Below are 22,894 nucleotides of genomic sequence, written 5' to 3'. Positions count from 1 at the left end.
AAACTAAAAACTTATCAATTCCGCTTTTGGGATTGATAAGTTTTTTTGTCTAAAAAGCTTTTGGAATAAGGAGCGGATATACAAAAAATTTTGATAAAATAAAAGAAGAATAGAACTATAAGGTAAAGGCTAAAGGTGCGATGAAATGAAAAAATGGTTTCAAGTATCGCTGCAAACAAAAATCGTAGGTTTATCCGCAGCATTAATCATAACTGTTATTGTTCTTTTAGCGAGTATTTTCTCTTACATGCAGTTTGTAGAATCTAAAAGGCAAGCCGAGCAGCTGGCTCTTCAAGCAGCCAAATCAATATCATTTATGCCGGAAGTCAAAGCTGCTTTTCAAAAAAAACAGCCGAGTCGATATATTCAGCCGCTTGCCGAGCAAGTGAGGGAACAAATCGGAGCAGCAAGTATTGTGGTTCAAAACCGTGAGCAAATCATCTATTCTCATTCTAATCAAAAATGGATAGGAAAGAAAAACAAAGAGGCGGTTAACGATAGAGCACTATTATTCGGCGGATATTATACGCTGGACGGAGAGGGAACCACAGGTCCTGCTATTATGGGGAAAGCGCCTATTGTCATCAGTCACGGAAAGTATACGGAAGTCGTGGGAGTGGTGACGGTTGAGTTTTTAAAATCTCATGTTCATGCTCAGCTCATTACGCGTATTCAGCAAATTATCCTATTTTCACTAGCTGTTTTATTGCTTGGTATGATCGGGGGTATTTTTTTAGCTAAAAGTATTAAAAAAGATACTCTTGGTCTTGAACCCCATGAAATCGCTTCTTTGTACCGTGAACGAAATGCAATTTTACTTTCGATAAAAGAAGGAATTATTGCTATTGATCATCAAGGCTTTATTACGATGATGAATACATCAGCTAAAAATATGCTGGGGTTACAGACGGAATATTTACATCATCATATCATTGAAGTATTTCCTTATACGAATATGATTGAAGTGCTAGATACGGGAATAACCCGAAGCGACCAAGAAATTTTTTTGAATGAAAAAACGTTTATCTTAAACTTAACACCCATTATTGAACATCAGCGAATTGTAGGAGTGGTCGCTAGTTTTCGTGATAAGACAGAATTAAAAAGCTTAATCAATACGATTTCAGAAGTACGAAAGTATTCAGAGGATTTACGAGCTCAAACGCATGAGTTTACGAATAAGCTGTATGTTTTGTCGGGTTTGCTGCAGTTAGGGCAGTACAAAGATGCATTGGAGTTTATTCAAAAAGAATCAGCCGTACACCAAACGCAAAATCGTATTCTATTTGATCAGATATTAGATTCCAAAGTTCAAGCAATATTGCTTGGGAAGATTGGAAAAGCATCTGAAAAGAAAATTCATTTTTCGGTTGATTCGGAGAGTACACTCGATACGCTCCCAGAACATATTGAAATTTCTCATCTCATTATCATTATTGGGAACTTAATTGATAATGCATTTGAAGCCGTGAGTCAGCGGTCTAAAAAAGAAGTGTCGTTTTTTATTACCGATATTGGTCATGATTTAATTATTGAAGTGATGGATAACGGACCCGGTATATCAGAAGAAGTACTAAATCAAATTTTCACAAAAGGGTTTTCAACCAAAGGTACAGACAGAGGGTACGGACTGGCAAATATAAAGAAAATGGTAGATGAACTTGGAGGATCTATTGAAGTGTATAATCAGCCAGAAGGAGGAGCCATTTTTTCAGTTTACCTTCCAAAAAACTGAATCATGAGAAGTAAGGGGAGAGTCGAAATGTTACGAGTCGCAATTGCAGAAGACGATTTTCGAATTGCTCAAGTTCAAGAGCGATTTTTATTAGAAGTAGATGGTGTAGAAGTCGTAGGCAAAGCGTTGAATGCAAAAGAGACGCTTGAAATGCTAAAGGAGAAGAAAGTTGATTTACTTCTTTTAGACATCTATATGCCAGATGAAATGGGAACAGATTTACTCCCAAAAATCAGAGCCCAGTTTCCACAAGTTGACGTTATCGTGGTAACGGCTGCAACAGAAAAAAACATTGTAGAAATCTGTTTGAGAAACGGCGTCGTTAATTATTTGATTAAGCCGGTTATGATGGAATCCTTCATTAATGCTATTAAACAGTATCAAGAGAAAAAGGAACTGTTTAGTACGCATGAAGAAGTTGATCAATCATTTATTGATGCGTACTTTGGACATGTCAGAACAAAGCCAAAAGCGGATAAATCTCTTCCTTCAGGTATTGATGGTATCACATTACAAAAGTCAAAAGACATTTTAAAAAGCATCAAAGGAATTACGATCGAAGAGATGGGGCAACACATGGGAGTATCTAGAACGACAGCTAGACGATATTTAGAGTATCTAGTATCAACCGGTGAATGTCACGTTGAATATGATTATGGGATTATTGGAAGACCGGAGCGCAAGTACTATTTAGCGTAGCATTAGCCTTGAAGGATGGTATATATGATCAAAAAGCTCATGATAGTGTTTATAAGTGCATTGCTTGTTAGCTGTTCTACTCCCTCTAAAAAAGACCGCATTAGTATGGAAAAAATTGAAATTGTGGCAGCCGGTGCAAAAGGCGGAGGAGCAGATGCAACAGTAAGAGCCATTCAACAAGTGCTAACGGAAAAGAAGATTGTGAAGGTACCCGTTTCTGTTAGTAATAAAATAGGTGGGCAAGGTGAAGAAGGATGGAAATATATTAAACAGAGAAAAGAAGGAAATATTGTTTCCGGGAATTCCAGTTTGCTGATTACAAATAATTTGCTAGGGCAAAGTCAATTAACCTATAAAGACTTTACTCCGCTCGCTATTTTAACATCTGAATGGGAGGTCATCGTAGTTCCTGTTAACTCTCCTATATACAATTTAAAACAGCTCATACGCACGTTAAATCAAAGTGAATCCAGTATGAAAGTGGGAATATCACCTCGATTAGGAAACGACGATCATTTATCGTTCATGCAGCTAAATAAAAAAGCAGGCGTAGACTCTTCCAAGCTTGAGTTTTTCGTTTATAACAGCAGTCATAAAGTAATTGATGCGCTCGTTCATCATCAGCTAGATGTAGCACCCATGTCATTATCAGAAGTAAAAAAGCAGTATGAACAAGGGCAGGTAAGGATACTCGCCGTTTCTTCTCCTAAAAGGCTAGAAGAGCTAAAAGAGATACCGACGTGGAAAGAAGCGGGAATTGACGTAACGTTTAGCCATTGGAGAGGTCTAATGGGACCGCCTAATATGACCAAAGAACAGGTAGCATATTGGAATAAGGCCGTGTATGAAATGGTTCATACAAAAGAATGGGAACAGCTTCTTAAAGATAATGATTTAACCTCTTTTTATAAAAATAGCAGCGGTGCTAAAGTCTTTCTTGAGCAGCAAAGCAAGCTGTATTCTGACTTAATGGGCGGAGCAAATGATGAATAAATACAATAGAAAAAGGTTGGGACAAAAGGATTTTAGATGGAGTGAAAAACGAACCATTGATTAAAGTTTTTAATTCTTGGTTCGTTTTTTTGTTGTGGTAAGTGTAGTTTCATCTGTTTCGTTCCTTCTAGCAGTTGATTGGAGAGCAAGACGAAGACTCCTGCGGGAAAAGCGGAACAGGCGAGACCCCACAGGAGCGTGAGCGACGAGGAGGCTCACCGGCCGCCCGCGGAAAGCGAAGTCTTGCACGGAAATCAACTGCGGTGTCTTAAGCAGTTCCGCTCATATACCCCATTTGTTCGTCTTTAGAATTAGATTCATTTCGGTATGTCTCAACCTTTTTCTGTCAGTGTACATCTTTTAAATCCAAGTTTTGAATGAACTCAATAAAAGCTTTTACAATGTTAATTTTTAAGGAGTCCTCATGATAAAACATCCATGTGCTGCGCGTTAAAGGTACTTGATCTTTAGTTTTTAACGTGTATCTGTAAATCTCTGCAGCATCGTCAAGCAGCATACTCGGCAAAATCGCATAGCCCAGTCCGTTTACAACCATCTTTTTACATGTTTCTGCTTTATCTACTTCAATGCTGACAAGGGGAGGCTGAGAGTAATTTTCAGCCCACCAGTTATCAACGGATGTTTTTAAAAAACGATCTTGATGATAATCAATTCGAGGTAGATTGGGAAGATTGTTTATGTCGACAGGCTGTGCAGACGCAATGCAAATTGTTTCTTTAAAAAGCAGCTCTTTTTGATCTTGCCAGTTATAATCACCTTTTACAAACGCAATATGAACATCGTGCTTATAAAGCAGATGAGCCATGTCGCTGCTCCATCCGGTTGTGACTTTGAATTCAACATCAGGAAATCGCTCTTTAAATAAACGCAATAGCCCAGGGAGCTTGTAGTCAGTGAAAAAGTTAGACACGCCTAGACGTAAAGTTCCGGTTAATTGATCATCCATGTTTAACACATTTTCTTTTATTTTTTGAACCGTAAGCAGCATTTCTTCTGCGCACTTCACTAAATATTCTCCCTGCGGTGTAAACTGAACTCCGCGGCGCCCTCTATTTACAATCTGAACATGAAATTCCTTCTCCATCTGCTGCAGTCTATGCGTAAGCGCAGGCTGAGATATAAATAGCTCCTTGGCTGCTTTTGTAATGTTTTTCTCACGGTACAATACTTGTAGAATAAGCCAATCTCGATCGTCCATACTACCCCTCCAGGAATAAAAAAAATGAATGGTTTATAATAAAATTTCGATATTTTAATTATTTCTAAAATTATACTATAGTTAAGAAGAGAAATGTTCGGTGTAAGAAAGAAAAGCCTTGTAGAAGGAAGGAAGTAGGTATGAACGCAAGAGTTGTTTTTTTACAATCTATATTTTTTATTCTATTAACAAGCGTGGGAGGATTTCTTTTATCGTTAACAGGTTTATCCATTGGCTGGATGCTTGGGACTCTCATTTTAGCTGCTATTCTAGCTTTTCGAAAGCCGCGTTTTTTATCTCAAACAAGCAAAAAAGGCATTCCAAAATATTGGCTGTACGCTGGACAGTGCATTTTAGGGATTGAATTAGGTCAAAAGATTAACTTATCTGTGGTGACTACGTTTCAATCTCACTGGTCCACCATTACGATTATGCTTTTGCTGTCCGTTGTTTTTTCTCTTTTATCCGGTTATTTGCTATGGAAGTTCAGTTCCACAGACTTATTAACAAGCTTTTTCGGTACGACTCCGGGTGGAATGAGCGCCATGCCAGGCATGGCTGAAGAAGTAGGAGCCAATACGGCAGTTGTAAGCATCATTCAAACGATGCGCGTGTTTTTAGTTGTGCTTGCTGTTCCTTTATTTGTAGTCTATTGGGGAAGTAATACAGGACGGCATGCAGTGTCCGTTACCCCGAGTGTTTTTGAGTGGGGATCACTGTTGTGGACAGGCGTTTTAATTGTTACAGCAGTAGTCGGCTATTATATAGGGAAAAAACTAAAATTTCCTGCTCCTTGGTTAGTAGGAGGAATGCTTACTGTTGCAATTGTTCAAACAGCTGCTTCATCGTACGTGGGGTATAATCTTCAAGCATACTGGCCTCATTCTGTGATGATTTTATCGCAAATTTTTATTGCTTCAAGCATTGGTTCTCGCTTTCATAAGGAAATGTTCATTGGCGTAAAAAAAATTATGGTTGTGGCGCTTATTAATACAATTGGTTTAATCGCCGCCATGTTTGTATGTGCACTATTCGTTTCCAAAATAACTGGAATTGAGCTTATCACGTCTATTTTAGCGTTTGCTCCTGGAGGCATTGCAGAAATGGCGACTACATCCATTGTACTGCAGGCTGATTCGACGTTAGTAGTAGCGGTCCAAGTGCTTCGTATTTTAACAATTTGGCTGCTTCTGCCTCCGCTGTTTCGCATGTTTCATCAGTGGGGAGAAAGAAAAAGAATACATTCACACGTTTCATAATAAATATGTGAATGCACTAGGTAGAGTAAGAGAGAGTTTTAAAGAGGGAAATGGGGGGAGAATAGATGAGTAATAAAGAAATGGTGGTCAGTCAGTTCGGGGGGAATGCCGGAAAGTATGTCAAAAGTAAAGGTCATGCAAAAGGCAAAGATTTAGCGGTTTTAGCGGAAATTGCTGAAGAAAATAGAGGAGGAAAGCTGCTTGATGTAGCGACAGGAGGAGGACACGTGGCAAATAAGCTAGCACCTGTCTTTCAAGAAGTAACGGCTTTTGACTTAACTCCTCAAATGTTGCAAAGTGCTGAAGGCTTCATTAAAGGAAATGGTCATGAAAATGTATCGTTTGTTCAAGGAGATGCTGAGGATATGCCATTTCAAGATGACGAGTTTGATACGGTAACGTGCAGAATTGCACCGCACCATTTTCCTAATATTAAACAGTTCATCAAAGAGGTATACCGAGTGTTAAAGCCAGGAGGACAGTTCTTGCTCATTGATAATGTAGCACCGGAAGTGAATGCTTATGACGAGTTTTATAATCGAGTTGAAAAGACAAGAGATCCAAGCCATTATCGTGCTTATAAAAAAACAGAGTGGCTTTCTATGCTTGAAATGCAAGGATTCCGTACAGAAGTGCTGACAACTTTTCCAAAGCGCTTTTTATTTGATGACTGGTGTGCGATGATGAATGTTCCCCAAGAGACAAAGCGTGAGCTTACTCAATATATGCTGAATGTACCAAGCGGATTTAAACAGTTTTTCGAAATCAAAACGAATCAACAGGGAATTGAATCGTTTCAAGGAGAAGCAATCTTTGTAGCGTGCTACAAACATAAATAAAAAGAAGCCAACTCCGGTGAGTTGGCTTCTTTTTTTACTTATGCTCGTTGGTTTGAACGATTTCCAAAATATTGCGTAATACGGTCTAAAATAATTGCTAAAATAACGATTGAAATTCCAGCTTCAAAGCCCGTGCCGACTTCAAGTCGAGAAACTGCACGATATACTTCTGCACCAAGTCCCGGAGCACCTACAAGAGAGGCAATAACGACCATTGAAAGAGATAGCATGATGCTTTGGTTAATTCCTGCCATAATTGTTTTTGTAGCTAATGGAAGCTGTACTTTAAATAATTTTTGTTTTGTTGTTGAACCGTAGGCATTTGCTGCTTCTACTAAGTCAGCGGGTACTTCACGAATACCTAGGTTCGTTAAGCGAATCGTTGGAGGCATTGCAAAGATAACAGATGAGATAACACCTGGTACCACACCAATTCCAAAGAAGAAAAGTGCTGGAATCAAATACACAAATGCCGGCATCGTTTGCATAAAGTCTAAGATTGGCGTAATAATCCGAGCTGTCTTTTCGCTTTGAGATGCCCAAATGCCTAGCGGGATTCCTACTATAATTGAAATTAATACGCTTGTTAAAACGAGGGCTAGTGTGTCCATTGTTTCTTGCCAGTAGCCAAGATTAAGAATAAATAATAGACCAATCATCGATAAAATAGTAAATGACCATTTTTTACTTGAAAACCAAGCAATGATTCCGACAATTAAGATTAAAATTAATGCTGGTGGAAAGGTTAGCACTAGTACAATAAAACTTACAATACCATCGACAATAGCTGAAATAACATCAAAAAACCCTTTGATATTATCATTTAAAAACGTGACAAAATGGTCAATCCAATTGCCAACGGGAATTTTAGGAATACTATTCATTTACGTTCACCTCATTACTATCAGTACCGGCAAGTGCTTCAATCACTCGCTCTTTTTTAATGATGCCGCGCAGACGATGGTTTTCATCTACAACCGGTAGCGGGAAACGGCTGATAACCATTTTGTCGTACAAGTTTTCTAGTAGCGTATCTGTCGTAACAGTCGGAATATCCGTATCTAATACGTCTGCTGTCAGTTTATCTTGTTTAATAGCGCGGCTGATATCATCTGCCGTTACAACTCCTAGAAGAGTTTTTTTCTTGTCTACGACGTAGATGCTTGAATAACCAGCTTCTTGCATAATTTTAAGAGCCACGCGCGGACCACGGTCTACGGTAATGGATTCGGCACGATTCATCACGCTTTCAGCTGTGTATACTTTAGCTACATTAACGTCTTCGACAAAGCGCTCTACATAATCATTGGCAGGGTTTGTCATAATTTCTTCAGGTGTTCCTACTTGAACAACACTGCCGTCTTTCATTAAAACGATGCGATCTCCGATTCGAAGAGCTTCATCAAGATCATGGGTAATAAAAATGATTGTTCGCTCCATTTTTTCTTGAAGCTCCAGCAAAAAATCTTGCATGTCTTTACGAATAAGCGGATCTAGTGCACTGAATGCCTCATCCATTAATAAAATGTCAGGGTCATTGGCAAGTGCTCGAGCTAGTCCGACGCGCTGCTGCATACCGCCGCTCAGTTCACCGGGATATTGATTTTCGTATCCTTTTAAACCTACTAATTCAAGCGCTTCTTTTGCTTTCTTTTCGCGTTCGGCTTTTGGTGTACCTTGAACTTCTAATCCGTATTCTGTGTTATCAAGAACCGTACGGTGAGGGAATAAAGCAAAGTTTTGGAAAACCATGCTCATTTTTTTTCGGCGCATGTCGCGAAGTTCCTCTTTGTTCATTTTTACTACATCGTCACCGTCTAAAATAAGAGATCCAGATGTTGGTTCAACAAGGCGGTTAAACATGCGAACTAAAGTGGATTTACCGCTTCCAGACAGGCCCATAATGACGAAGATTTCACCGGATTTGATTTCGAAGTTTGCTTGATTAACTCCAATTGTCATTCCTGTTTCTTCTAGAATTTCTTTTTTTGTTTTTCCTTTTTGAAGTAAATCAATCGCTTTTGACGGATTCTTACCAAACACTTTGGTTATATTTTGTACTTTTAATTTTACGTGTTCCATATGTCCACCTCAATTGTTGTTTTCTTTTACGTTCATTACTTTTTCGTCCAACTATCGATTAACTTTTTATGTTTTTTTACCCATTTCTGTGCTGCTTCTTCAGGGTTTGAAGATTTTTCAACTTGTGACAGAAGAGGACTGATTAATTTATCGTTCATCTGTGCATTATTCATCCATTTTATGACTTGAGGATTTGTCTTTTTAAATTCCTTGCTTGTCATTGTGTAAATGTTGTCAGGGTCTCCAAACGAGTTTTTAGGATCTTCTAAATATTTGATGTCAAAGTCTGCAAAAGCCCAGTGAGGATTCCACATAGTAACAACAATTGGTTTTTTTGCCTCATAGGCTTTGCGCAGTTCACTGAGCATAGCTGCCTCAGACGATTTTACAAGCGTATAGCTTTTAAGGTTATAATCTTTTAACGCTTGTTCGGCTAATCCGTTAATGCTGGAGCCTGGGTCAATTCCAATAACTTTGTTATCGACATCAGAAGCAACCTTAGCAAGGTCTTCTGTTGTGTTCACGTCTTTCATATAGGCGGGAACCGCAAATCCTAAGCGCGCATTTTTAAGCCAAGGGTCTTCAATGTTTACTTGATCTTTATACTTTTTGTAAAAAGGCGCATCTGTTGTAGGAAGCCATGGTGCAAACGAAATATCAATGTCGTTATTAGCTGTTCCTACCCAAACACCGGCTTTCTCTAAGAAAACAGTTCTAACCTTATAACCTCGATCTTCTAAAATCTGTTTCCATACGTACGTGTAGGCAATGTTTTCAGTATAGTTATTCATGCCGATGGTAATGGTTTTTTTATCTTTAAAGGCGCCATTACCGTTGCCGCAAGCTGAAGTAATAACTAGAAGAAAACAAATCATGCTGATTAAAAATAGTTTCTTCATGCAATGTAACTCCTTTATAAAGTTTTAAATCAATATGACTGATATGTAGAACGGATGCTAAACACAACGAAGTGTATACCCGGTTTTTTTAGGTGGTAAACATAAAAAATATAAAATGTGAAATAGAGTGGGTGATTTTTCGGCGTTATAAAGTTATTTTTAGCTAAAAATGTACATCGTAGTTAAGAGAAAATATGGGAAATAAATGGATAAAATAAGTGACTGTAGAATCAGTCTTACATGTTATCACTCTTTTTTTTACTCCGTCAACTTCAAGTCAAGAGTAATTCGGCAATTGAGCCGTATAAACCGATACGAAAAAATATCTTTTTAATAAAGTTATTTTTTAGGAAGAATAGGTGATTAAAGAGCTTTGCATCAGCTTTTACCTTGAATTGTAAAAGGAAGAAAGATAACAGTGAGACATATAAGAAACGTGAGAGGAAATTGATAAAATAAAAAAATATTTTTGAAGCCAGCATACGGATAAATTTTTGATTGAATTTAAAGATTCAGAAAATTTTATCTTGCATAATTTCAACTTCTTATAGTAAAATGAATGAAAGTCATTCATTTTATAGGTGGAGGGAAAAAGTTGGTTACAAGCACAAGTGAAAAATACGATAAGATTTTACAGGCAGCGATTGAAGTCATATCTGAAAAAGGACTTGATAAAACATCAATTTCAGACATTGTAAAGCGTGCAGGCGTAGCACAAGGGACTTTTTATCTTTATTTCAGATCTAAAAATGCTCTTGTTCCGGCTATTGCAGAAAACTTACTTTCTTTGTCACTTGAAAAAATCAAAGAACGAGCTAAAACAGCAACGGATTTTTTAAGTACATTAGAGGTAATGATTGACGAAACGTATAAAACAACAGATGAATATAGGGATGTTCTTGTTTTATGCTATTCAGGGCTCGCTTTTGACTATTCATTAGAAACATGGGAAGCTATTTATTTACCTTATTACAACTGGTTTGAAGAGGTATTAAATCAGGCTGTTAGAAAGGAAGAAGTCATCAAGCAGCTTAACGTTAAATGGACAGCTAAGACGATGATTAATTTGATTGAAAATGCTGCTGAACTTTTTTATATCGGGCGAGAGCAAGATGTCACACTTGAGCAATCAAAGGAAGAACTTTTTCAATTCTTAAAGCGTTCTCTTGTGCCATCCGTGTAATATTAGCACTGCTGATATTACATCTACTAAAATGACTGACATTCATTCAAAATATACAATTAATTATCAGAATTATAAGTTTTTTAAGGTTTAAAATGACTGACAATCAGTCGTTATTCGATAAGGAGGTATTTTATGGATCGTACAGCCGTTAAAACTTTAACCTTGAATATGTACATAAACGGAGAGTGGAGAAAAGCAGAGAAGCAGCGCTCTACTGTTAATCCAGCGACAGGTGAAGTGATTGGATATGCTGCAGAAGGCAGCACAGAAGATATGAAAGCAGCAATTGAAGCAGCACGAGAAGCCTTTGACAACGGAATTTGGTCTGAGACTTCTGCATCTGACAGAGCAGCCATCTTATTCAAGATTGCCGATAAGCTTGAGGAAGCGAAAGAAGAACTAGCAGCATTAGAAACAATGGATAACGGAAAGCCCTATCGTGAAGCTGAGGCTGATGTGGAAGATGCAGCTGCTTGTTTTAGGTATTACGCTGGGTTAATTACAAAGCCAGACGGTCAAACGTACAGCGTTCCTGCACCTATGCAAGCAATGGTTATAAAAGAACCAATCGGCGTGTGCGGATTGATTGTACCTTGGAATTATCCGCTATTAATGAGCGTGTGGAAAATTGCACCTGCTTTAGCTGCAGGAAATACGATTGTATTTAAACCTTCTGAAGTGACACCAGTTACTCCTACAAAACTTTTTGAGATCTTAGAAAGCGTAGGATTGCCAAAAGGAGTGGCAAACCTTGTTATGGGAGCCGGAGATACTGTGGGAAATACGCTTATTCAAGATAAGCGTGTTGATAAGATTTCTTTTACAGGCGGAACGGTAACTGGAAAACACATTATGCGTCAAGCAGCAGAAAATGTAACGAAGGTATCTTTAGAACTTGGAGGAAAGTCACCGAACATTATATTTGCTGACGCTGATTTTGAAACAGCTGTAGATTATGCCTTGTTTGGAATTTTTGCAGGGAGCGGCCAAATTTGCGCTGCAGGTTCTCGTATTTTAGTAGAAGAAAGCATTGCTGAGCGATTTATCGAACGTTTTGCAGAACGTGCTCAAAAAATTAAAGTAGGAAATGGAATGGACCAAGAGATTGAAATGGGTCCTCTTGTAAGTGAAGAACATATGAAAAAAGTATTAAAGTACATCGAAATTGGAAAGCAAGAAGGCGCCCGCCTTGTATGTGGAGGCAATCGAATCACCAGCAGTGGATTGGAAAAAGGATTCTTTGTAGAACCTACGGTTTTTAGTAGCGTTACGTCAAATATGAAAATTGTGCAAGATGAAATCTTTGGGCCCGTGGTTGTTATTCAAACGTTTAAAGATGAAAAAGAAGCTATTAAGCTTGCAAATGATACGGAATATGGTTTGGCAGGCAGCGTGTTTACAACTGACGGTGCAAAAGCTCTTCGGGTGATTAAAAAGCTGCGTGTGGGCATCACTTGGGTAAACACGTATCATTTTACGTTTAACGAAGCACCTTGGGGCGGATATAAGCAGAGCGGAATTGGCCGAGGACTGGGCACGTTTGGATTGGAAGAATTTCAAGAAGTAAAACAAATTAATATTAATTTACAAGTAGAGCCAATCGGCTGGTTTAAAAATTAAAAAGTAGAGAAGGAGCGATATTAAAATGAATACAGTGACGAAAAATCAAGAGGTAAACAAAGCATATGGTGAAGTAAACGAATACATCAACAAAGTGCTGGGACTTATTGAAAAAAGCGAAGTGTCAGCTGAAGAAGCACAGTGGATTACGAAAGAAACAGTAGACGGATTTCGCGAGCATGTCAACCCAGGCTTTTTAGAATATCGTAAAACAGTAACGGTGGATACGCAGTTTGCAGCTGTTGAATGGTCAGATGAAGGTTCTTGTTTTACGGATGTAAACGGTAAAAAATACATTGATTGTTTGGGCGGGTTTGGAATTTATAACGTGGGACACCGTCATCCTAAAGTAGTCAAAGCTGTTCAAGATCAGCTTCAGCGTCAAGCCCTTCATAGCCAAGACTTATTAGATCCACTTCGTGCGATGCTTGCTAAAATTTTAGCAGATATTACACCGGGGGATTTGAAGTATTCCTTTTTCACAAACAGCGGAACAGAAAGTGTAGAAGCCGCTTTAAAACTAGCGAAAATGTATAGTGATCGAACAACGTTTATTTCCACAACACGTTCTTTTCATGGAAAAAGTCTAGGTTCTTTATCAGGTACGGCAAAAGGAATGTTCCGTAAACCATTTCTGCCGTTAATTCCAGGTTTCCGTCATGTACCGTTTGGTGATATTGACATGATGCGCAAAACATTTGAAACGTGCGCGCTTGTAGGGGAAGATGTGGCAGCTGTTTTGTTAGAACCAATTCAAGGAGAAGGGGGCATTATTCTTCCTCCTGAAAATTATTTAAAAGAAGTGCGTGCACTATGTGATGAGTACGACGCTATCTTAATTTTTGATGAAGTTCAAACAGGCATGGGACGTACCGGTGAAATGTTTGCATCAGAATTATACGATGTTGTACCCGATATTTTATGTCTTGCTAAAGCGTTTGGAGGAGGAGTTATGCCTGCTGGCGCGGTTGTAGCAAAAGAAAAAGTGTTTTCAAGCTTCTTTGATAATCCGTTTATGCACACAACAACGTTTGGAGGCAACCCGCTTGCCTGCGCAGCGGCTATTGCAACTATTAACGTGTTGATTGAAGAACAGCTGCCAAACCGTGCAAAAGAGCTAGGAGAATATTTCCTTGCTGGTTTAAAGAAAGCTGCTGAAAACCATGGAGATAAAGTACTTGAAATCAGAGGGCAAGGCTTAATGATTGGAATTGAGTTCCACCAAGATGAAATTGGCTACGCGCTTTCTAAGGGAATGTTTGATGAAGGAATTCTAGTAGCTGGGACGCTTGTAAACTCTAAAACAATTCGTATTGAGCCACCGTTGACTATTGCAGCTGAAGAAGTAGATCAAGTCATTTCTACATTTGAAAAAGTATTAAATGAGCTGAACCACCAATAAATGTAACAAGGAGCAATGAATATGAGTCGTCAAACGTTTCTTATTCCTGTATTGCTTTCAATGATTTTAGTAGTGGAAATGCCTAGCGACTAACTGAAATCATTGAAACGGAGGAGTAAATTATGAAATATCCATTGTCCCCAGATGTCAAACCAGAGTTTTGTACAACGGGCTCATTTATGAGGCTGCCAGCGGAAAGAGAAAATGCAAAAGTAGGGCTAGTAGGAATGCCGTTTGATACGGCAGCATCTTTCAGAGTAGGTGCACGCTTTGCACCTCAAGCCATTCGTCAAGCTTCCATGACGCTGTTTCCTTATCACCCGGTACACGACGTATACCCATTTGATGATACAAATGCCATTGATATTGGTGATGTGCCGGTTATTCCGCACAATATTCACAGAAGCTATGAATTGATGGAAGAAGCGGTAGGAGCTCTTATGGATAGAGGAATCGTTCCAATTGGAATCGGAGGAGATCATTCTGTTACTTTAGCAAGCCTTCGTGCTGCTGCTAAAAGATATGGCCCAGTGGCTATGATTCATTTTGATTCTCATACAGATACGTGGGATACGTATTATGATGAAAAATATTGGCACGGATCTCCTTTTATACGCGCATATGAAGAAGGGCTAGTAGATCCGAAGAAAGTTTTTCAAATTGGTATTCGCGGAACATTAAATCATCCGGGAGATGTTCAAGAAAGCAAAGATCTCGGTTACCATGTAGTAACGGCAAGAGAGCTTGAACATCAAGGGTTTTCATTGATTTTGGAGCAAATGAAGACAGCGATTGGAGATACCCCGTGCTTTTTAACATTTGATATTGATTTTGTTGACCCTTCGTGTGCACCGGGAACGGGAACGCTTGAAGTAGGCGGATTCAGCAGCAGAGAAACGCTGCAAATGATCCGTTCTCTGACGGGATTTAACTATGTTGGATTCGACTTGGTAGAAGTGCTGCCCGCTTATGATCCAACGCAGATAACCTCTTTGCTTGCAGCTACAATCATTCATGATTTTGCTAGTTTAGTTGCAGTGAAAACGAAAAGAGAGTCATTGGATACGATGATTAAATAACAGTTTGTAAGCAGAAATCCCTCTTATTCAGAGGGTATTTCTGCGTGGATATAGCAGGAGATTAGGAATATATAGCTATTTAAAATAAAGCGCTTTCATAATATGATAAAAGAAAAAGATAGTTTGTTAGCAACCCTTACCAACTTAAAGAAATAAATCATATATTTGCTTATAGTAAATGTAACAACTCTTTATATAAAAATGAATGAAAGTCATTCATTTTTATATAAAGAAATTAAATCATATGCATTTATGGGTTAAATTGTCAGAATGTTCTTAATAAAGTGAAGGGGGAAGATAAATGAAACATGAAACAGTAACATTAAAAAGGTCGTTGAAATTATGGCAGATTGTATTAATGGGGATCGGATATATGACTCCGATGGTAGTGTTTGATACGTTTGGGATTGCGTCTGATATGACGAATGGACACGTTCCCACATCTTATATCATAGCCCTTGTCGGGATGCTTCTCACGGCAGTAAGCTACAAAAAGATGATTCAAGTGTTTCCAAATGCAGGCTCAGCCTATACATATACGCAAAAGACAATCAATCCACATTTAGGGTTCCTAGTTGGCTGGTCTGCACTAATGGATTATCTCTTTTTACCGATGGTTAACGCACTTATTTTTCAAATTTATTTATCATCTATTTTTCCTTCGGTACCATCGTGGATTTGGGTTGTCAGTTTCGTCATTATCGTTACGCTGCTAAATTTACGAAGCGTTAATTTCACCGCCAATTTCAATACGTTTCTTGTTGTATTTCAAATGACGATTTTAGTATTGTTTGTTGCTGTTTCAATCAAAGCGTTGCTAGGCGGAATGGGGGAAGGAACCCTTTTTTCTATGAAGCCTTTTTTTAATCAGAACATGACGTCATCAGGGCTAATAGCGGGAGCGACACTTATGTGTTTTTCCTATTTAGGGTTTGATGCAGTGGCCATGTTATCAGAAGAAACGCCCAATCCTAAAAAAACGATTCCGCGAGCTATTTTTTTAGTTGCGTTAATTGGAGGAGTCATGTTTACCGTGACATCTTATTTTATCCAAGCGGTTTTTCCAACGTTAGAAGGATTCAAGCATCCAGACGCTGCAGCTCCTGAAATTGCTATGTATGTGAGCGGCACGCTGTTTCAAATTGTCTTTTTAGCTGGAGGAATTGCAGGAACATTATCATCAGGCATGTCATCGCATGCAAGCGTTTCACGTTTATTATACGTAATGGGACGGGATCGAATTTTACCTCAGTCATTTTTTGGTTATGTTCATCCTAAGCTGCGCACTCCCTCGCGAAATATTGTATTGGTCGGAGTTGTATCAGCAACTGCCATTTTCTTCAGTCTGGCAACGGCTACTTCATTTATTAATTTTGGAGCACTCATTGCGTTTTCTTTTGTTAATATTTCGGTTATCGCGCACTATGCTGTTCATCAAAAGCAGCACCGGTCGGCTAAGGGATTTTTGTCATACATTGTTATGCCACTATTAGGAGCAGCAGCGATTGGCGTTTTATGGCTTAACTTGGAGCGCAATTCATTTTTACTTGGGATTGGCTGGGCGATTGCTGGTTTAGTTTATTTGGTGTATGCAACGAAAGGTTTTAGAAGGCAGCTGTCTTCCATTGAGTTTAAGGAAACAGAAGAAATGTCACCTTTGATGAAAGTCGGAGAAAAGTAAGGATAGAAACTACCTGTTTAAGCCTATCTTATTAAGGAAGCCACATTTATGGATTACGTATTTTGAACGTGTTACTATGTAAGAACGATAAGATAGAAAAAGGTAGGTAAATTATGATTAAAGCAGTTGTGTTTGATTTTGATGGATTAATTATTGATACAGAATCAGTGTGGTACGAGGTGTACCGCGAAATGTTAGAAGACAGGGGAGTAGATCTACCGATTGCAACGTTTGCTTCTTATGTGGGAACGGATGCTACGGCACTTTACGATTATTTGCTTCAGCAGTTTAACAATGAGTTCACGAAAGAGGAACTGGCTCAAGAATCGTTAAGACGTCATCAAGAAAAAATGAAATCATTAGTAGCCCGAGAAGGTGTAGCAGAGTACTTGGCAGAAGCAAAAGAACTTGGATTAAAAATTGGTTTAGCAAGCAGCTCATATCGCGACTGGGTAACAGCATTTTTAAAAGAGCTAGATTTGCTGCACTATTTTGAAGTCATTCAAACGCGCGATGATGTAGAAAAAGTGAAGCCAGATCCGGCTCTTTACCGAAATGCAATTGAAAAGCTAGGCGTAGAGCCTTCTGAAGCTTTAGCATTTGAAGATTCTTCTAATGGAGCAAAAGCTGCCATGGCAGCAGGCTTGCGCTGTGTGATTGTACCAAATCCGTTAACTAAACATCTGTCATTCGAAAGATATCACTTACATATCGAATCGATGAAAGAGAAAAGTTTAAAAGAAGTGATTCAGTATCTTTGTATTGAAGATTAAAAAGAAAGGACGCTCCTACTGCGTCCTTTCTTTTTTATAGAATGGGTATAACTTTTTTAATTAAAAAATAACGAATCAGCTTGTTTAAATAGATAAAACTGATATAATGATAACGATTATCAGTTTCAAGAGTCAATTATCTACATAAAGATACAAGCAGGAGGAATGACATTTGAATAAGAAAAAAATAGGACTGCTGGCTTTTATTACAATGCTGGCAATCGGAATGCTTATCGGCTGCAGCAGTACGAACAAGGAAAATTCAGCCGATGAAAAAAATGAAAAAACAAGAGTGGTTAAACATGAGCTTGGAGAGACAAAAGTAAAAGAAAATCCAAAGCGAGTAGTTGTATTAGAGTTAGGTTTTATTGATGCATTGTTAGATGCTGGTATTAAACCTGTAGGAGTAGCTGATGATGATAAAGCAGAACAGCTTATTGATAAAGATGTACTAAAAGAAATCAAAGGATACAAATCAGTTGGCACGCGAGCACAGCCTAGCTTGGAGTCGATTAAACTGTTGAAGCCAGATTTGATTATCGCTGATTCAGAACGTCATAAAAATGTATATAAAGAATTATCGAAAATTGCGCCAACAATTGAATTAAAAAATTTAAATGCTAATTACGATGATTTACTAAATACGGAGTTAAAAGTAGGAGAAGCGGTTGGCAAGAAGGCAAAAGTTGAAAAAGTTGTAGAAGAGCATAAGCAAAAAATGAAAGATTTAAAAGCAAAAGCGCCAAAAAATCCGGGCAATGTACTTGTTATCGCTGATGCAAATGGTAATATTAATGCTAGAACTTCAAATTTCTTTACAACGGGTGTTCTTGAGCAATTAGGCTTCAAAAATGCATTAACAGATCCTACAAAAGAGTACAGTGTAAAAATGACAATGGAACAGCTCGTAAAAGCAGATCCAGACAAACTCATTGTTATGCGAAATGAAAAAGGTCATACGCCTTTAGCAAAACAGCCATTATGGAAAGAGCTAAAAGCGGTTAAAAATAATCAAGTGTATGAAGTTGATGTATTTAAATGGTCTCTTCGCCGAAGTGTACAAGGTGCAAATGGTATTGCAGATGAAGCAGAAAAGTTATTATTTGAAGGCAAATAATAACGAAGAAAAGAACAATCCAGCGGGGTTGTTTTTTTCTTTTTATTGAACTTTCAAATGGAAGGAGGCGCAGTCTACTATGAAAGCTGTTCACGGTTTATCCAAAAGAAACAAATCTCCACTTCGCATAATAGCTATTTTTCTTGCTGTTATCATTCTTTTACTGATTTCTATGTTTTTATCTATTTCCATCGGTTCTATACATATTTCTTTTGGGACGATTAAGCAAGCTTTACTAGATTTTGACGGATCAAAAGAACAATCGATTATTCAAACTGTCCGCCTGCCTCGCTTATTGGTCACGGCATTTGTTGGTGCTAATTTGGCTGTCGCCGGAGCGTTGATGCAAGCATTAACTAGAAACCCATTAGCTTCTCCTGGTATTTTTGGTATTAATGCCGGGGCATCAGCGGCAATGGTATTTTTAACGGTTTTAGTGCCAGGTGTAAGCATGATTGGCGGGGTGTTTGGAGCATTTTTAGGAGGCGCCTTTGCTGCTGTTATTGTCTACGTCATGAGTTCGTTGATTAAAGGAGGAGACAGCGATGTAAAGCTTGCTTTAACGGGTGTCGCTATACAAGGTATGCTTATGTCTCTTACACAAACGCTGCTAATTTTTAATGAAAGCAAAACAGAAGGCGTTATGTTCTGGCTCACCGGCTCAGTTATTGGGCGGGACTGGGGACATGTTCACGTGTTGCTTCCTTTTAGCATTGTAGGTCTGCTTGTTGCGTTTGGTCTGGGAAGAGCGTCTTCTTTGCTATCTTTAGGAGATGATGTAGCTAGAGGACTCGGGCAGCGAGTCTTTGCCATTAGAGCGTTCACTGCAGTTGTTGTGATTGTATTAGCAGGTGTTTCAGTGGCGATTGCGGGTCCCATTGGCTTTGTAGGGCTTGTTGTTCCCCATATGGTGCGTTATTTAATAGGTGTAGATTACCGAGTTGTTTTGCCAATGAGCGCGCTGCTTGGAGCATCTTTACTGCTATTAGCAGACGTATTGTCGCGATTTATTACATACCCGTATGAGACCCCTGTAGGTGCAGTAACAGCATTGCTTGGAACACCGTACTTTATTTACTTAGCGAGACGCAAAAAAACAGAAAGGAAGGCATGAGTATATATGCAGACTGTCAATAAAACAAAAAAGCAGCCATCTCGATTCAAGTCTGTCGGCCTGTTTATCATTCTTTCTGTCTTAATTATAGCGCTGAGCGTGATAAGCCTTAGCTTAGGAGACATTAACATACCTCCTTTAGATATTATTACGTCTTTTATTGGCATTGGCGATCCTGACTTGGCGTCTATTTTGGTAGAATTTCGCCTGCCTCGTATTTTGCTGGCTATTTTAACCGGGATCGGCCTAGCTGTGTCCGGAGTCGTCGTACAGTCTATTATGAGAAATCCGCTCGCTAGTCCAGATACATTAGGTCTTTCAAGCGGATCAGGGTTAGCTGCTGTTGCAGTCACTATTTTACTGCCTTTAGCAAGTCCGTCTGTTTTATCAGTCGCTGCGTTTGCAGGAGGCTCCTTTGTCTTCGTAATCGTCTATTTGCTTGCTTATAAAAAAGGAGTAGAACCTATTCGATTTGCGTTAATAGGTGTAGCGGTCAGCGCTTTTTGTTCATCCGGTATTCACTTGTTAATTTCAAAAGCAAATCCAAACGTAAACGCAGCACTCATTTGGCTGAGCGGCAGCTTATGGGGAAGAACATGGGATCAATTGATTGGTTTACTTCCGTGGGTCGTTATACTAGTACCGCTGATTTGGCTGTTAGCTGCTCGGTTAGATTTAATTCATTTAGGCGATGAAGTGGCTAGGGGGCTAGGGGCTAGAGTAGAGTTAATTCGTCTAGTATTACTAGCAAGCGCAGTGGCAATGACGGCTGCTGTTGTATCGGTTGTTGGCACCATTGGCTTTGTCGGGCTTATTATTCCTCATGTGGCCAAACGGTTAGTGGGACCGAGACATAAACAACTGATTCCTACAGCCGCTTTACTTGGAGCTTTGTTTGTACTAGCGGCAGATTTGATTGGGCGAGGAATTGCTCCTCCGATTGAAATTCCGGCCGGATTAATCATCGGCATTATCGGCGCTCCGTATTTTCTTTATTTACTGTGGAGAGAATCTAAAAAATAAGCTCGCGCTTTAGCGCGAGCTTATTTTTATTCCAAGTGAATTTTGGGAAATGGAATATGCGGAGGCTCTTCTAGCCATCCTTGTTCAATACTTATTCTTGATACTTCTTTGGCATATTCCAAAATTTCAGTCGTGAAGTTTGTATAGTTTAAAGCGAGATCTAAACGGGGGCTTGTTGACATCGCAAGCCCGTAGCCACGTACATTTTCAGTAATCATCGCAGCTAGGTGAAACATCATGAGTTTTTCTGAAAATGGAGGAACAGAAGACTTTTCTACTCCGTAATCCCACTTCATTGTGACCGGTATGTTTTCTACCATTAGCGGTTGTGACAGGGATTCAATATGCTGCTGCACAAGCTCTCTACCCTTTAATAAAAAAGCCTGAATGTCCTGAGAAGGAGCTGTTTGAGCAAACCCTAAAATTAAATCCTTTGCAATTAAGTTCGTCTGTATGCTTGACACGATATGAGAAATTTCAATGACGGTTAACGGCCGCTTTTCATCAAAATAGCTTCCTAAGAAGAGTTCTTTATCGTTCATATCAGACGCATCTGCAATAGGAATGGGAGGCAGTTCTATAAAAATTTGTTTTTCTAACAACAAATCTGTAATCGTTTGGTTAAGCTTTTCTGCTTTTAACAGCAAGCTGCGAAAAAAAGATCGTACATCATTTCTTGCGGCAACATCGACGCCCGTAGTTGCTGACAGCAGAAGGACATTTGAAATATGCTTTAAATAAAGCAAATAAAAAGAATCCGAAAATAATTTTGGAGCTTCAGCGTCAAGGTCTTCTTCTCCGAAACCAAGCGGGATTGGCATATTTTCTTTTAAAAAGATAGCAGTGAGCGCATCACTGTTTTTTGTTGTGATATGCAGTGTACCTTGAATCGCTTTTTGAATCTCTAAATCGTCTACATGACAAAGAAATTGTTTGAGCATACAAGAAATCGCTTTATCGTTCATATATTGCTTCCAAATAACAGCCATCTCAGCGGCTGATAGTGGAGAAAATGATTGATTATTCATAATAAACTCCTCATGCTAAGTAATTAACAAGTTTCTAAAAGGTTACCAACTAGTATAAGTCAAAGGAAGTAAGATAAACACTATAGAAAGTAAAAAAGGTATCAACATTTTACTATAAGAGTAAACGTCATGCATAATTTAAAGGTTCTTTTAGCAAAAGAAGGGCGCAGCCGCTTCTTTCTTGCAAAGCAGAAATAAAACCGAAATAATAAATGAAGAAAGTTAGGCAAGAAAGGAGTTTCATTATATGCCAGAAGGTCCAGAAATTAGACGAGCAGCCGACGAAGTGGAAAAAGCGATTATCGGTCTTCCCGTTCGCGAGATATGGTTTGCTTTTCCATCTTTGCAACATTATGAAGAAGTATTAACAGGAGCTCGTATTGAGAGAGTAGATACAAAAGGAAAAGCTATGCTTATTCGTTTTGACAACGGCTATACCATTTACTCACATAATCAGCTTTATGGAAAATGGTATGTTCGTTCATCTTACAATTATCCATCTACAAACAGACAGCTGCGCCTTGCAATTCATAATGAAAAAAAATCAGCGCTGCTTTATAGCGCTTCTGATATTGAAGTATTGCGTGATGAAGAAGTTCCAGCTCATCCTTTTGTATCAAGGGTTGGTCCTGATATCTTAAGTGAAGAAGTAACGGCAGGTGAGCTTTTAGACCGTTTTTATTCTAAACCATTTTATCGTAGAAAGTGGGCATCGCTGCTGCTAGACCAAAGCTTTATAGCTGGGATTGGCAATTACTTGCGCAGTGAAATCCTATTTGTAGCGGGAATTAACCCTGCAGCTCGTCCCATAGACTGCACGGAAGAACAGCTTAAAAAGGCAGCTGAAGCAACCATTTCTCTTGTAAAACAGTCCTATAAAACAGGTGGCATTACAAATGATGTAAAGCTTGCTGAATCGTTAAAAAAGAAAGGGCAAAAGCGCTCTGCATACCGCCACTGGGTTTTTAACCGTGAAGGAGAAGCTTGTCGAATTGACGGCACGCCTATTCTAAAAGTCCAAGCTGCTTCTAGAAGGCTTTATTACTGTCCTACTTGTCAGAAATAGCAGGATATATTTATTCTGCTATTTTTTTTGATGTGAAAATGAATGACTGTTCATTTTTGTGATATAGTTAAAAAGTAAAG

At 38.8% G+C, this 22,894-nt stretch carries 21 protein-coding genes; 16 read left to right on the top strand and 5 right to left on the bottom strand.

The window, feature by feature from the left end; translation table 11 throughout:
* Positions 1 to 145: 145 nt before the first annotated feature.
* The 4 genes from ACWATA_RS20020 (at position 146) to ACWATA_RS20005 (ending at position 3,699) form a co-directional block, all read left to right on the top strand.
* Positions 146 to 1,735 carry an ATP-binding protein gene (locus ACWATA_RS20020; protein WP_473050142.1) on the top strand — a complete coding sequence of 530 codons (1,590 nt, stop codon included), beginning with the start codon at positions 146 to 148 and terminating at the stop codon, positions 1,733 to 1,735.
* A gap of 27 nt (positions 1,736 to 1,762) precedes the next feature.
* Positions 1,763 to 2,434: a response regulator gene (locus ACWATA_RS20015; protein ID WP_028412126.1), complete on the top strand. Its 672-nt coding sequence runs from the start codon at positions 1,763 to 1,765 to the stop codon at positions 2,432 to 2,434.
* A 24-nt stretch (positions 2,435 to 2,458) separates the two neighbouring features.
* Positions 2,459 to 3,427: a tripartite tricarboxylate transporter substrate binding protein gene (locus ACWATA_RS20010; protein ID WP_028412127.1), complete on the top strand. Its 969-nt coding sequence runs from the start codon at positions 2,459 to 2,461 to the stop codon at positions 3,425 to 3,427.
* A 134-nt stretch (positions 3,428 to 3,561) separates the two neighbouring features.
* Positions 3,562 to 3,699: a hypothetical protein gene (locus ACWATA_RS20005; RefSeq protein ID WP_165573233.1), complete on the top strand. Its 138-nt coding sequence runs from the start codon at positions 3,562 to 3,564 to the stop codon at positions 3,697 to 3,699.
* Between the two features lie 74 nt (positions 3,700 to 3,773).
* Here the strand turns inward: ACWATA_RS20005 and ACWATA_RS20000 are convergent, their stop codons facing one another.
* Positions 3,774 to 4,646 carry a LysR family transcriptional regulator gene (locus ACWATA_RS20000; protein WP_028412128.1) on the bottom strand — a complete coding sequence of 291 codons (873 nt, stop codon included), beginning with the start codon at positions 4,644 to 4,646 and terminating at the stop codon, positions 3,774 to 3,776.
* Positions 4,647 to 4,786: 140 nt separating this feature from the next.
* On the opposite strand from ACWATA_RS20000, the gene ACWATA_RS19995 reads away from it, so the two are divergent.
* Positions 4,787 to 5,905, top strand: a complete 1,119-nt coding sequence (locus ACWATA_RS19995) for an AbrB family transcriptional regulator (RefSeq protein ID WP_028412129.1) — start codon at positions 4,787 to 4,789, stop codon at positions 5,903 to 5,905.
* Positions 5,906 to 5,970: 65 nt separating this feature from the next.
* Complete coding sequence (locus tag ACWATA_RS19990) at positions 5,971 to 6,744, top strand: class I SAM-dependent methyltransferase (protein WP_165635499.1); 774 nt, start codon at positions 5,971 to 5,973, stop codon at positions 6,742 to 6,744.
* Positions 6,745 to 6,782: 38 nt separating this feature from the next.
* Here the strand turns inward: ACWATA_RS19990 and ACWATA_RS19985 are convergent, their stop codons facing one another.
* From ACWATA_RS19985 to ACWATA_RS19975, 3 genes are read right to left on the bottom strand one after another with little or no spacing between them, the layout of a single operon-like run.
* Positions 6,783 to 7,628, bottom strand: a complete 846-nt coding sequence (locus ACWATA_RS19985; protein WP_013081885.1) for an ABC transporter permease — start codon at positions 7,626 to 7,628, stop codon at positions 6,783 to 6,785.
* A complete protein-coding gene (locus tag ACWATA_RS19980; protein ID WP_013081886.1) occupies positions 7,621 to 8,826 on the bottom strand; it encodes a quaternary amine ABC transporter ATP-binding protein in 1,206 nt (401 codons plus the stop codon). The genes ACWATA_RS19985 and ACWATA_RS19980 overlap by 8 nt, the downstream gene beginning before the upstream one ends.
* Before the next feature lie 35 nt (positions 8,827 to 8,861).
* Positions 8,862 to 9,725, bottom strand: coding sequence for a glycine betaine ABC transporter substrate-binding protein (locus ACWATA_RS19975; protein WP_028412131.1), 864 nt, complete (start codon positions 9,723 to 9,725; stop codon positions 8,862 to 8,864).
* Positions 9,726 to 10,320: 595 nt separating this feature from the next.
* On the opposite strand from ACWATA_RS19975, the gene ACWATA_RS19970 reads away from it, so the two are divergent.
* The 9 genes from ACWATA_RS19970 to ACWATA_RS19930 all read left to right on the top strand — a co-directional run bounded on the left by ACWATA_RS19970 (position 10,321) and on the right by ACWATA_RS19930 (position 20,720).
* Positions 10,321 to 10,908 (top strand): TetR/AcrR family transcriptional regulator, encoded by a 588-nt coding sequence (locus ACWATA_RS19970; protein ID WP_028412132.1) that lies wholly within the window; start codon positions 10,321 to 10,323, stop codon positions 10,906 to 10,908.
* A 135-nt stretch (positions 10,909 to 11,043) separates the two neighbouring features.
* On the top strand, positions 11,044 to 12,531 hold the full coding sequence (locus ACWATA_RS19965) for an aldehyde dehydrogenase family protein (RefSeq protein ID WP_165635501.1): 1,488 nt from the start codon (positions 11,044 to 11,046) through the stop codon (positions 12,529 to 12,531).
* A gap of 25 nt (positions 12,532 to 12,556) precedes the next feature.
* Positions 12,557 to 13,933: a putrescine aminotransferase gene (locus tag ACWATA_RS19960; RefSeq protein ID WP_033578138.1), complete on the top strand. Its 1,377-nt coding sequence runs from the start codon at positions 12,557 to 12,559 to the stop codon at positions 13,931 to 13,933.
* A 122-nt stretch (positions 13,934 to 14,055) separates the two neighbouring features.
* Positions 14,056 to 15,012 (top strand): agmatinase, encoded by a 957-nt coding sequence (gene speB, locus ACWATA_RS19955; RefSeq protein WP_033578139.1) that lies wholly within the window; start codon positions 14,056 to 14,058, stop codon positions 15,010 to 15,012.
* A 301-nt stretch (positions 15,013 to 15,313) separates the two neighbouring features.
* Positions 15,314 to 16,693 carry an APC family permease gene (locus tag ACWATA_RS19950; RefSeq protein ID WP_098113712.1) on the top strand — a complete coding sequence of 460 codons (1,380 nt, stop codon included), beginning with the start codon at positions 15,314 to 15,316 and terminating at the stop codon, positions 16,691 to 16,693.
* A 113-nt stretch (positions 16,694 to 16,806) separates the two neighbouring features.
* On the top strand, positions 16,807 to 17,466 hold the full coding sequence (locus tag ACWATA_RS19945) for an HAD family hydrolase (RefSeq protein WP_014461428.1): 660 nt from the start codon (positions 16,807 to 16,809) through the stop codon (positions 17,464 to 17,466).
* A gap of 172 nt (positions 17,467 to 17,638) precedes the next feature.
* Positions 17,639 to 18,583, top strand: coding sequence for an ABC transporter substrate-binding protein (locus ACWATA_RS19940; RefSeq protein WP_028412138.1), 945 nt, complete (start codon positions 17,639 to 17,641; stop codon positions 18,581 to 18,583).
* 79 nt (positions 18,584 to 18,662) lie between these two features.
* The gene (locus ACWATA_RS19935; protein ID WP_033578146.1) at positions 18,663 to 19,697 is read left to right on the top strand and encodes a FecCD family ABC transporter permease; all 1,035 of its coding nucleotides are present in this window, start codon (positions 18,663 to 18,665) and stop codon (positions 19,695 to 19,697) included.
* Between the two features lie 6 nt (positions 19,698 to 19,703).
* On the top strand, positions 19,704 to 20,720 hold the full coding sequence (locus ACWATA_RS19930) for a FecCD family ABC transporter permease (protein ID WP_473050141.1): 1,017 nt from the start codon (positions 19,704 to 19,706) through the stop codon (positions 20,718 to 20,720).
* A gap of 26 nt (positions 20,721 to 20,746) precedes the next feature.
* Here ACWATA_RS19930 and ACWATA_RS19925 read toward each other — a convergent pair whose 3' ends face one another.
* Positions 20,747 to 21,748 (bottom strand): DUF3231 family protein, encoded by a 1,002-nt coding sequence (locus ACWATA_RS19925; protein ID WP_033578148.1) that lies wholly within the window; start codon positions 21,746 to 21,748, stop codon positions 20,747 to 20,749.
* A 247-nt stretch (positions 21,749 to 21,995) separates the two neighbouring features.
* Here ACWATA_RS19925 and nei point away from each other — a divergent pair, with 247 nt between their 5' ends.
* Complete coding sequence (gene nei, locus ACWATA_RS19920) at positions 21,996 to 22,814, top strand: endonuclease VIII (protein WP_028412142.1); 819 nt, start codon at positions 21,996 to 21,998, stop codon at positions 22,812 to 22,814.
* Positions 22,815 to 22,894 lie beyond the last annotated feature (80 nt).

The organism is Priestia sp. USM5 (assembly GCF_058323215.1).
Note: the sequence above shows the minus strand (reverse complement) of the source record. Positions and strands in the feature narration are given on the sequence as shown.

What these genes read in the sequence shown, in the direction of transcription:
- speB (WP_033578139.1), top strand. Translation starts at nt 14,056, where the DNA reads ATGAAATATCCATTGTCCCCAGATGTCAAACCAGAGTTTTGTACAACG.
- ACWATA_RS19930 (WP_473050141.1), top strand. Translation starts at nt 19,704, where the DNA reads ATGCAGACTGTCAATAAAACAAAAAAGCAGCCATCTCGATTCAAGTCT.
- ACWATA_RS20020 (WP_473050142.1), top strand. Translation starts at nt 146, where the DNA reads ATGAAAAAATGGTTTCAAGTATCGCTGCAAACAAAAATCGTAGGTTTA.
- ACWATA_RS19935 (WP_033578146.1), top strand. Translation starts at nt 18,663, where the DNA reads ATGAAAGCTGTTCACGGTTTATCCAAAAGAAACAAATCTCCACTTCGC.
- ACWATA_RS19980 (WP_013081886.1), bottom strand. Translation starts at nt 8,826, where the DNA reads ATGGAACACGTAAAATTAAAAGTACAAAATATAACCAAAGTGTTTGGT.
- ACWATA_RS19950 (WP_098113712.1), top strand. Translation starts at nt 15,314, where the DNA reads ATGAAACATGAAACAGTAACATTAAAAAGGTCGTTGAAATTATGGCAG.
- ACWATA_RS19995 (WP_028412129.1), top strand. Translation starts at nt 4,787, where the DNA reads ATGAACGCAAGAGTTGTTTTTTTACAATCTATATTTTTTATTCTATTA.
- nei (WP_028412142.1), top strand. Translation starts at nt 21,996, where the DNA reads ATGCCAGAAGGTCCAGAAATTAGACGAGCAGCCGACGAAGTGGAAAAA.
- ACWATA_RS19990 (WP_165635499.1), top strand. Translation starts at nt 5,971, where the DNA reads ATGAGTAATAAAGAAATGGTGGTCAGTCAGTTCGGGGGGAATGCCGGA.
- ACWATA_RS20000 (WP_028412128.1), bottom strand. Translation starts at nt 4,646, where the DNA reads ATGGACGATCGAGATTGGCTTATTCTACAAGTATTGTACCGTGAGAAA.
- ACWATA_RS20010 (WP_028412127.1), top strand. Translation starts at nt 2,459, where the DNA reads ATGATCAAAAAGCTCATGATAGTGTTTATAAGTGCATTGCTTGTTAGC.
- ACWATA_RS20015 (WP_028412126.1), top strand. Translation starts at nt 1,763, where the DNA reads ATGTTACGAGTCGCAATTGCAGAAGACGATTTTCGAATTGCTCAAGTT.
- ACWATA_RS19985 (WP_013081885.1), bottom strand. Translation starts at nt 7,628, where the DNA reads ATGAATAGTATTCCTAAAATTCCCGTTGGCAATTGGATTGACCATTTT.
- ACWATA_RS19960 (WP_033578138.1), top strand. Translation starts at nt 12,557, where the DNA reads ATGAATACAGTGACGAAAAATCAAGAGGTAAACAAAGCATATGGTGAA.
- ACWATA_RS19945 (WP_014461428.1), top strand. Translation starts at nt 16,807, where the DNA reads ATGATTAAAGCAGTTGTGTTTGATTTTGATGGATTAATTATTGATACA.
- ACWATA_RS19975 (WP_028412131.1), bottom strand. Translation starts at nt 9,725, where the DNA reads ATGAAGAAACTATTTTTAATCAGCATGATTTGTTTTCTTCTAGTTATT.
- ACWATA_RS19925 (WP_033578148.1), bottom strand. Translation starts at nt 21,748, where the DNA reads ATGAATAATCAATCATTTTCTCCACTATCAGCCGCTGAGATGGCTGTT.
- ACWATA_RS19965 (WP_165635501.1), top strand. Translation starts at nt 11,044, where the DNA reads ATGGATCGTACAGCCGTTAAAACTTTAACCTTGAATATGTACATAAAC.